Origin of the sequence: Bacillus sp. CDB3, from assembly GCF_002081505.1 — a bacterium.
Lineage (GTDB): Bacteria > Bacillota > Bacilli > Bacillales > Bacillaceae_G > Bacillus_A > Bacillus_A cereus_AT.
Map to the genome: position 1 here is coordinate 1 of NZ_ALBR01000139.1, position 8,626 is coordinate 8,626.

Below are 8,626 nucleotides of genomic sequence, written 5' to 3' on the forward strand. Positions count from 1 at the left end.
ATGAAAAAGTACAGGGGGCATGCATGGGCGGGGGGGGACCCACCATAAAAAGCCACGTACTAAAGTATCCATCTATGTAATCAGTATGGAAAGCTTGGAAAATAAATAGTCACACCCCTTTTCATATGTGGGTGTGACTGCAAAGTCATGATAGTTTATTTTACAACGTTCTTCATATATGTCAGAACGTAATATATTAATTATCCTTATATCGTCGATCATATTCGGATTAAATCATCAATTTGATATTACATATATAAAATTGCAACAACACTTATAGGGATCGTATTTAATTGTCATTGTTCTATATATTAATATTATGTTTCTATTGACAATATCTGATTAAAATAGTTTCTTTTTCTCTTTTTTTTTACTTCTATCAGGATGCAACATTTGTCAATACAATGGATGATATCAACAAGTGTTGCAATGTATATGTATACCATATTCCACAAAAATATGACTCTTTTTTTACTACAGCATTCTCTTTTTATGTATTTATGTATACGTACTATATACCAAAATTAGAATTAAATTTGTGTTTATAACCAATAATTTTTTATCCACTGCGTATCCATTGCATACACACTTTTTCTCTTAAATTTAACACATATGACAAACTATTTTATGTTATGTGCATATTGTATTATGAAATAAACATTCCAAATGTCTCCATAAATGTATCACTTCTTTTTTTACACTTTTTAATTCTTACTTATCAAAATTTCAATTCTGATTAAAAAATTATAGGATGTGAATATATATTATGTATCGTAATCAACGCAACAAGTGTAATCAATTTCCCTATCCATGTGCATTTCCTCCTTTCGAACCATGGATAGGACCAACAGGACCAACAGGACCAACAGGACCAACAGGAGAAACAGGGTCAACAGGAGAAACTGGTCCAACGGGGTCAACAGGGTCAACAGGAGAAACTGGTCCAACAGGGTCAACAGGAGAAACTGGTCCAACGGGGTCAACAGGGTCAACAGGAGAAACTGGTCCAACAGGGTCAACAGGAGAAACTGGTCCAACGGGGTCAACAGGGTCAACAGGAGAAACTGGTCCAACGGGGTCAACAGGGTCAACAGGAGAAACTGGAGCAACAGGGCCAACTGTGATCCACATAGAGAAGCCAATTCAGCAGCCTTGTGATGGAACGCCGGTTACTTTCTTTTCCGCAGGAACTATAGCAAGCTATAGCGGTACAATTACTGTTACAAATACTAATCCAGGTTCAGGTTGTCTTATAGGAGTGACATATGTAGATGCAGATGGCACGCATGATATCGTTATTGGACCTACTCCAGCTACTATTCCTGTAAATCAAGTAACCTCAATTATAATTGAATGTGCTTGTAACTTTCCAACTGCCTGCCCTGAATTATTTTGTAACGGGGCATTTAAAGCTGATTTCACTATATCTTATTAGCTATTTTTTATTAATCCGAAAATATAAGTAGGACTTATATAACAAATGATATTTTATATTCTTATAGAAGGTGGAACCTTCATTATTTAGAGGGTGTTGCAATGTTATGAATCAGAAAAACTAGCTGAACATGTAGTAGATAGCGATTTTGACCATACCAACAAGGCTGTTCCAGCCCTTTATCTTTTAATGTACTAAACTGTTGTTCAATTTTCCCACGCTCTTTCATCAACTGTTGTCCAAAGATAGTTTGTATAAAATGAGACAATACACGACGATGTGTATTCTTAATTTTTTCACCATTTCGAGGATTGATTGGATTTATGGCAAAGATGTCACATGTTCGTGCAACTTCATAAATGTGCTGACTATCATAAGCCGCATCTGCCACGGAAAACAGGACATTTCGATCTTGTATATCTTGAAGTAATACAGGAGCCATCTTGCTATCATGTACGTTTGCTGTTGTAAATGTATAGGACAATACAACACCTTCTGGTGTAGCACAGACATGAGCCTTATAGCCCTTATACCAACCATAACGAGTAGATTTTCCCCATTTTGCTTGATATTCCTAAAGGTCAAAACATTTGGTATAAAGTTGAAAAATATTGGGATGTAGATGCCTATAATAGTTATATTAAATATAAAGTATGGATTTGGTCTGATTCAGGAAAAAATAATTTAATTAAATATTATGAAGAAGTACAGAAATCTTAAAAAAGTAAGCCTCCTTTTCAATAAAGGAGGCTTACTTTTTTAAAGTTTTTTAATTGGAAAATATAAATTAAAAATAAATATAATAAGCCAAAATGCAAATGTTTTTAAGATATTGAAACAGATAGTTTTTTTTGTCAGATTATTTTTTTTAAAAAGTAAGTCGGGTAAAAAGAATACTAGAAATCCGTATAGATACATCCATGAAATATTCCTTAAAAAAATATACAGTAAAAAAGGAATAGTAGTTGCTAATGTCATATAAAAAAACTCTTTCTTGGTTTTCATAGCTTGCGACATGTTATACCTCCATTTCCTAAATGATTTATAAGAATATTGTTTAATTTTAATATAAATCATTTAAGGAAAAATTGAGAAAGTTGAAAGCGATAGAAATAATATTTGTTTTTTAAAAGAAAATTGTAATAGCAAAAAAAGCCTTGGCGGGTGATAAAAACATGTCGATGTTTTTGGGAAAGAACGAACAAACTTTTGAGATTGTGTAAGAGCGCACTGTAGTGATTATTTTTGATTGAGTCATAGCGTTTGTTAAACTTTATTGTTTAGTTTTTAGAGGTTTGATTTTTATTTTTTGTTTGTTGTTTGCAAATTTTCAAAGTAGCCTATCCAATTACGATAGCGACGAACCGTTTGATTTTGAGCCTCCCTTTGGCAATCTTTTGCCGTACCGGCAGCCGTAAAAAACAACGGCTACCGCCAAGACTCTCTAAAATCAATGAACCTTCCAACCGAACTGTCTTTAGCCCACATTTGGATCATGGGGTATGGCAAGCTACGGGAGTGTGACCACACACCCTAAAAACGTTGTTTTTGACTTGGTAGGAGTTTCCTACAACCTTTACAAATATATACCGTTATTTTTTTGTGAAAAATAACGGTATATTTGTTGTCGCTGCGCTCGAAATTTATAAAGAAAGTTGTTGTTAAATGATGGGGAGAATTAAAACAGATTTAAAAATATCTTTATCAAAAGAAGATAAAGAATTTATTAAAAATAAAACAAATAATTTAGGCTATAATACTGTTTCGGCATTTCTCATTGATAGTGCAAAATCACATTTCAAGCTTGAAGTAGATATGAAAGCTTATAGGGATTTAACAAAAGAAATAAATTATATTGGTAAGAACATAAATAGCTTAATTAGGAGGATCAATACAGACGGGATTTATACAGATAATGATATTGATTTCCTTAGAATGAATCAGAAGAAAATCATAAAAATTATGAATACAGAATATGACCGATTACTTGATTTAAAAACCAAGTTTACTAGCGATAGCTTGAGCAAAAAACAGAAGAAAAAATTAATAGAATCATTATCCGAAAATCAAATTCAGATACCAAAAAAATTATATAAGTCCTACTTATATTTTCGACATCACCATACGGCTCTTACAACCATTCAACAAATTGTTATTGCATGCATTCAAACACATTTCGGCATGATGATTTTCTAAAGAGGACCTATATAAAAGAGATTCAAACCTTCCCGTTTTTGCGTATTTTTTATTAAAAACTATAAAACTAGTGTTCTAAACCGTAGTGTATACTGACGAATAGAATTGACAGGTTATGCTATTGGTATGCATCCAAAACCCTATATTTTAACAACAAATTGCAACAATACATAATCTATAGTAGTACAAAAATAAGTTTAAAATAATTTTTGTACTACTATAGATTATGTGTAAGTCTGAAAAAACTCAGTAAATACAAAGTTTGTTATAAGTTCACGCCACCAATAATAGGTTTTTATACAATATAAAGAGACGAGATTATTCTCGTCTCTTTATAAGTTCTTGATCAGAGGTTAGAGAGAATTATCTCTCTGACTAATATTATAACCTATTATTGGTTAAAAATACCAATGATGTTACAGTATAAACAATTTCAAGATATTCTTTGCCTGTTTCCTGTCGGATTGGCGAGAAAAACACACGAGCCGAAGAAAGTTTTGCCAGGATAAAATCAAAAAAAGCATCCGATTTGAATGCTTTTCTGTAAGTATTTAAAGTTATTTAGATTTACCACCAAGTTGTTGTTCTGCCATGGATACTAAACGCTTTGTAATTTCACCACCAACAGAACCATTTGTACGAGATGTTGAATCTGGACCAAGTTGTACGCCAAATTCTTGTGCAATCTCATACTTCATTCGATCGAGTGGATTCTCAACACCTTGCACCAACGCTTTCTTAGTCTTTCTGGTATTCTTTCTGCTATTCTTGCTTGGCATATATATCACCTCCTTTGATTTTACTATGATATGAATCATGGAAAAATATTTACTCCTTTTTATGGAATCCTTTTTATGGAAAATGGATATTGGACAGTCTCTTCTTTCATTCGATCAGACAAATATTCCCTACATACTAGTCATTAAAAATTTTAACTTCGAAATTTTTATCAAAATGCCGCTTTCGAGAAAGCGTAAGCGATCGAAGAACTCCGAAAACCCACTCCTTTAGGGGTGGGATGTGGAGCGGTAATTGAAACTTGTAACTTTCAAAGCCCACTGCTTTAGCTGTGGGTATTTACAAAGGTAAGAAACAGAACAATTGATCACATTTTTTATTTTTTCACAAACCCTTCTGCTCATTTTATATCACATGATTTTAATCCATCGATTTGAAAGGGGGACAAGAATGTGAAACATATAACAGTGCTTATCATCACTGATCCCTTCACTTGTTATCATTTCTTATCGCTTGAACAAATTTAGTCACCTCATACTTACACTTGTTTTAATCTGTCTTTTTCATCTCACCAATCTAATAGCCGAAGTGAATTGCTAATAAAATAAAAGGTTCATGATGAAAAGGTATAAGGAACCAAAATTGAAATGAATTATATATCTAGATATGTATTTCGTTTGTGCATATTGATTTAATATTTGCCACTAGTATCATACATAAGTGCCAAAAAAACTTTTATTTTTATTGGTATAAGAAACCAAAAATGGGCATGTTAAAAGAAACAAAGAACAAACTGTATCAGTGATTGTCATGAAGCATCTCACCGTTTGCTATGCGGAATTAATCATCCTTAAATGAAATATAAACGATACGTTTGTTCTTTGTTCCATTATTGTTGTTTATTTGAGTTTAAAATGTTGGGAGGTAAACGCTATCTATGTATAAATTTGATGCTTATTTCCATACTTTTAAGGACTTAGGGAATTTAATTCTGAAACAGTGAGATTTTTAAAAGAGTTAGTAAATCACTTAGGTTCTGGATATATCTAGGCAATAAAAACATGCATAGTTTTCCTAACTTTTTTGCTATATAAATTCCGTTTAATATTTATATTTTAACAATTGTTCAGTTCCTAATCTTTGAAGCACTTTTTCAGGAAATTGAGAAAGGTGTTCAAGAAAAGAAAGAACGGAAGTTTTTGTTTCTTTTTGTGATGGATGGAAACGACTCGCAATCACGCTTTCTTTTACCCCTTTCAAACTACGTTCCGCAACTTACCATTTTTCGTGTTCACAGCACCAAATAAGGTAACACCGATATGACGATCATATGTAGGAATTTGTTTTTGCTTCCCACGTAGAAACCAAGAAGTATGTAATGCTTGATAATCTCGAATATGCGTTTCATCTTCATAAAATAAAATCATATATTCGGATAAGTTTTTTTATCCATTCCAATTCTGGTAGAAATTGTTTTTGGTGCAGTGGATTAGATTTTTTTTAACGGTAAGTGGGTCTTGTATAGGTAAACCCCCAGCGATGCAATAACATATCACATATGCCACTTCGGGACATAGAAAGATGGTAATGTTCTTCTAGCATCGTTTGAATGACTTGAGTATCCCACAATGTGCTTCAGGTCCGATACCTTCTTGAGCGGGTGTACTAGAGGTTAACATATGACGCACCTCATTCTTGGAAAGCAGCTGATTCTTTCTTGTCATGAAGCGATGGGATTTCATTTACACTTTTTCTCACTTTGCAAAAATAATTCTAGAATCCTAATTCTCAACACATATACTCAACCGTTAAAAACATCCGTTTTAAACAGTTGTATTTCGTTCCATGTTCAGATGTATATAAGACGCTTCTAGAGTTTTAAAATTTCAATACAAATTTTAGGGATTTTAAAAATACCTAGAATCAAACCAAGGCCTATAATTCTTTTAGGAGATACAAATCAATTTTTAGGACATTAAAGATGTGAGTAGATCCAATAAACCAAAAAGAAAGTAGTGTTGATATTGAAAAAAACAGGCATGATTCGAAGATTGGATGACTTGGGAAGGGTCGTACTCCCTAAAGAAATGCGAAGAACGTTAGATATAGCACCACGTTCTAGTATAGAGATGTTTGTACAAGATGGAAATATACATATACGAAAACAAGAAAAAACTTGTTTTGTGACAGGAAATATATCTGAAAATCACATGGGATTTTATGATGGACGTTTGATTTTAAGTCACGAAGGTGCTAAAGATTTGATGAAAACCATACAAAGATTGGTGCTAGAATAGCAAAAAGAAGTGTCTTGAAAAATAAAGATTCTGGGGTAAAGATAACGGGATATAAAAAGAGGAACAAATTAATTTATGGGATCAGTCTGTTCTAAATACAAATTGTAGCTAAATGTGATCGTGAAAACTTTCGTTTTCGCTTAATAAATCCAATTTCTCTTGTTAGTTCTTCTAAAAACACTCTCTTTGCTTTTTGGCTAAAGTGCTGGCTCGTCGTGTGGGGGGGCGAAACTTCTTGACCAAAACATTTGTCTCCAAAGTTTCTGTTTTACTTTAGGAAATTCTTTCTTTATTAGTCGAGAACTTGCACTCTTGTACGCATTAATGAATTTTGTCATTTCTGTGTTTGGATGTGCTTTGAATAAAATATGTACATGGTCAACATCATGACCCCATTCGACTAACGTTATATTATAGTTTTCAGACAGTCGTGAAAACATGTCTTTTGCATAGTCGGACATATTATCATCAAATGCGTTTCTTCTGTATTTCACGATTAAAACAAGATGATAATGCAATAAGAATACTGAATGATTATTACTATCCAATTTCATTTATATAACAACCTTTTATCTTTATAAGACTGATTATATCGTGAGCGAAACAAAAAGCAAAAGCCTTTTGGCTTCACCAAACCGAAATTTATCTCTCACCTAAAATTGGGCTACGCCCTGCAAAATTTTTGAGGAAAGAGCATTCTTTCGGGTAGTGTGTTAAAAACTAGGATACTAGTCAAACGTACATAACAATAATAATCATTGGTTAATGAGTAGTAACTGATGATTCGGTACGAATCATTTGTGTTTTGCAAAGCCTTCGCCAAACACAGCGCTACTAATCGTCTACAAGGCTTAACAGGGTTCCCTAATTTTTACGCGCAAAAAGGCGGAGACAAGTGGATTCACCAGAATCTCCACCAGGGTTTCTTTTCTTTGGTGGCTGCCAACTGTTTTTGTTCTTGTAGTAGCCGTATAGATTCCATTAGTGTATGATCCCTTACCTCTAATCGTTCAGCGATATACTTATCACGTTGCTCAATTTTAGATAACAATTGTTGATTAAATTGCATCTGTTGTTCTTTAAAACCTTCGAAATTTTTAAAAAGATTATCATAGGCCTGATGTAGCTCATGTATAACCTTATTTGCTGTAGCGACACCTTGTATGTCACCCTCTATATTTGTTGACACTACGGCATTTGCAGCGCTTTCAAGGGTCATATCGGGATGACTAGAATATTGAATTAAATTTCGCATAGCTATAACATCTCTATCGTAATAGCCGCGATAGCCATGTTCATTTTTATAGAATTTATATCCCGATTTTTCCAAAGTATGGGCGTATTTTCTTACTGTAGAATCTTTAACCTCTAAAAGTTTTGCAACATCACCTGCAGTATATATTTTTTGTGTAAGGTTTATATCACCTGACATATAATACACCTCCTTGATATACAAAGGGTTCGGGATAATAGAGTTGGATTCCTGTATATTTTTATTAAGCACAAAAACAAGAGGACAAGCGCAATGCTTGTCCTCTTGTTTACAAATCTATCAATCTTACGTTACAATTGTTGTAGAAAATAATTGAATAAATGGAAAAGAGCCTTATTCTCAAACTTTGGTCGGTGAAAGAATAAAGCTCCTATAGAAACTACACAAGGCGGATACCCTGTTGTTAATGAAATTGTATCTTTATGATACCAAATTTGGACAAGTAGGTAAAGTAAAAATTTTCTTGTGTAGCTTCCTTTTATTCTCAAAAGGAGGCTCTTTGTATGTCGGAAGCGATGCAACTATCACAAATAGAAACTTTTATTGATGAATGGCATGAATGTTATCTCTCGGAACGTAAGAAAACTGGCTACGTCATGACGCTAGATTTAAGCAATGAGAAGCATAAACAAATCTGGTATGGATTACATGACCTAGAACACCTCATCAGAAGCTCCAGATTATCCT

General features: G+C 33.3%; 7 protein-coding genes and 4 pseudogenes. 4 read left to right on the forward strand and 7 right to left on the reverse strand.

Translation table 11 applies throughout. The features are described 5' to 3' along the window. Window positions 1-804: 804 nt before the first annotated feature. Entirely contained in the window at window positions 805-1,131 is a 327-nt protein-coding gene (locus tag CDB3_RS32105) for a DUF4573 domain-containing protein (protein ID WP_218673354.1), read from the reverse strand. On the opposite strand from CDB3_RS32105, the gene CDB3_RS32110 reads away from it, so the two are divergent. Continuing rightward, window positions 1,121-1,435 (forward strand): hypothetical protein, encoded by a 315-nt coding sequence (locus CDB3_RS32110; RefSeq protein WP_218673355.1) that lies wholly within the window; start codon window positions 1,121-1,123, stop codon window positions 1,433-1,435. The two genes, CDB3_RS32105 and CDB3_RS32110, sit on opposite strands and share 11 nt — an antisense overlap. A gap of 82 nt (window positions 1,436-1,517) precedes the next feature. Here the strand turns inward: CDB3_RS32110 and CDB3_RS31335 are convergent. Further along, window positions 1,518-2,003: pseudogene (locus CDB3_RS31335) on the reverse strand (transposase); the annotation flags it as partial. Between the two features lie 1,100 nt (window positions 2,004-3,103). Here CDB3_RS31335 and CDB3_RS31340 point away from each other — a divergent pair. Continuing rightward, a pseudogene (locus CDB3_RS31340) lies at window positions 3,104-3,544 on the forward strand (hypothetical protein); the annotation flags it as partial. A 644-nt stretch (window positions 3,545-4,188) separates the two neighbouring features. Here CDB3_RS31340 and CDB3_RS31345 read toward each other — a convergent pair. From CDB3_RS31345 to CDB3_RS32885, 3 genes are all read right to left on the reverse strand, one after another. Then, window positions 4,189-4,410: an alpha/beta-type small acid-soluble spore protein gene (locus CDB3_RS31345; RefSeq protein WP_128857185.1), complete on the reverse strand. Its 222-nt coding sequence runs from the start codon at window positions 4,408-4,410 to the stop codon at window positions 4,189-4,191. Window positions 4,411-5,470: 1,060 nt separating this feature from the next. Further along, window positions 5,471-5,629 carry an integrase gene (locus CDB3_RS31350; protein ID WP_128857186.1) on the reverse strand — a complete coding sequence of 53 codons (159 nt, stop codon included), beginning with the start codon at window positions 5,627-5,629 and terminating at the stop codon, window positions 5,471-5,473. 240 nt (window positions 5,630-5,869) lie between these two features. Continuing rightward, window positions 5,870-5,971 (reverse strand): winged helix-turn-helix domain-containing protein, encoded by a 102-nt coding sequence (locus tag CDB3_RS32885; RefSeq protein ID WP_306295580.1) that lies wholly within the window; start codon window positions 5,969-5,971, stop codon window positions 5,870-5,872. A gap of 422 nt (window positions 5,972-6,393) precedes the next feature. Here CDB3_RS32885 and CDB3_RS31360 point away from each other — a divergent pair, with 422 nt between their 5' ends. Then, the gene (locus CDB3_RS31360; protein ID WP_179139798.1) at window positions 6,394-6,666 is read left to right on the forward strand and encodes an AbrB/MazE/SpoVT family DNA-binding domain-containing protein; all 273 of its coding nucleotides are present in this window, start codon (window positions 6,394-6,396) and stop codon (window positions 6,664-6,666) included. A 227-nt stretch (window positions 6,667-6,893) separates the two neighbouring features. Here CDB3_RS31360 and tnpA read toward each other — a convergent pair. Then, window positions 6,894-7,220, reverse strand: a pseudogene (tnpA, locus tag CDB3_RS31365) (IS200/IS605 family transposase); the annotation flags it as partial. Between the two features lie 347 nt (window positions 7,221-7,567). Continuing rightward, window positions 7,568-8,098 (reverse strand): DUF3967 domain-containing protein, encoded by a 531-nt coding sequence (locus CDB3_RS31370; RefSeq protein ID WP_128857188.1) that lies wholly within the window; start codon window positions 8,096-8,098, stop codon window positions 7,568-7,570. 344 nt (window positions 8,099-8,442) lie between these two features. Here CDB3_RS31370 and CDB3_RS32115 point away from each other — a divergent pair. After that, a pseudogene (locus CDB3_RS32115) lies at window positions 8,443-8,626 on the forward strand (AsnC family protein); the annotation flags it as partial.

What these genes read in the sequence shown, in the direction of transcription:
- CDB3_RS32105 (WP_218673354.1), bottom strand. Translation starts at nt 1,131, where the DNA reads ATGTGGATCACAGTTGGCCCTGTTGCTCCAGTTTCTCCTGTTGACCCT.
- CDB3_RS31345 (WP_128857185.1), bottom strand. Translation starts at nt 4,410, where the DNA reads ATGCCAAGCAAGAATAGCAGAAAGAATACCAGAAAGACTAAGAAAGCG.
- CDB3_RS32885 (WP_306295580.1), bottom strand. Translation starts at nt 5,971, where the DNA reads ATGCTAGAAGAACATTACCATCTTTCTATGTCCCGAAGTGGCATATGT.
- CDB3_RS31370 (WP_128857188.1), bottom strand. Translation starts at nt 8,098, where the DNA reads ATGTCAGGTGATATAAACCTTACACAAAAAATATATACTGCAGGTGAT.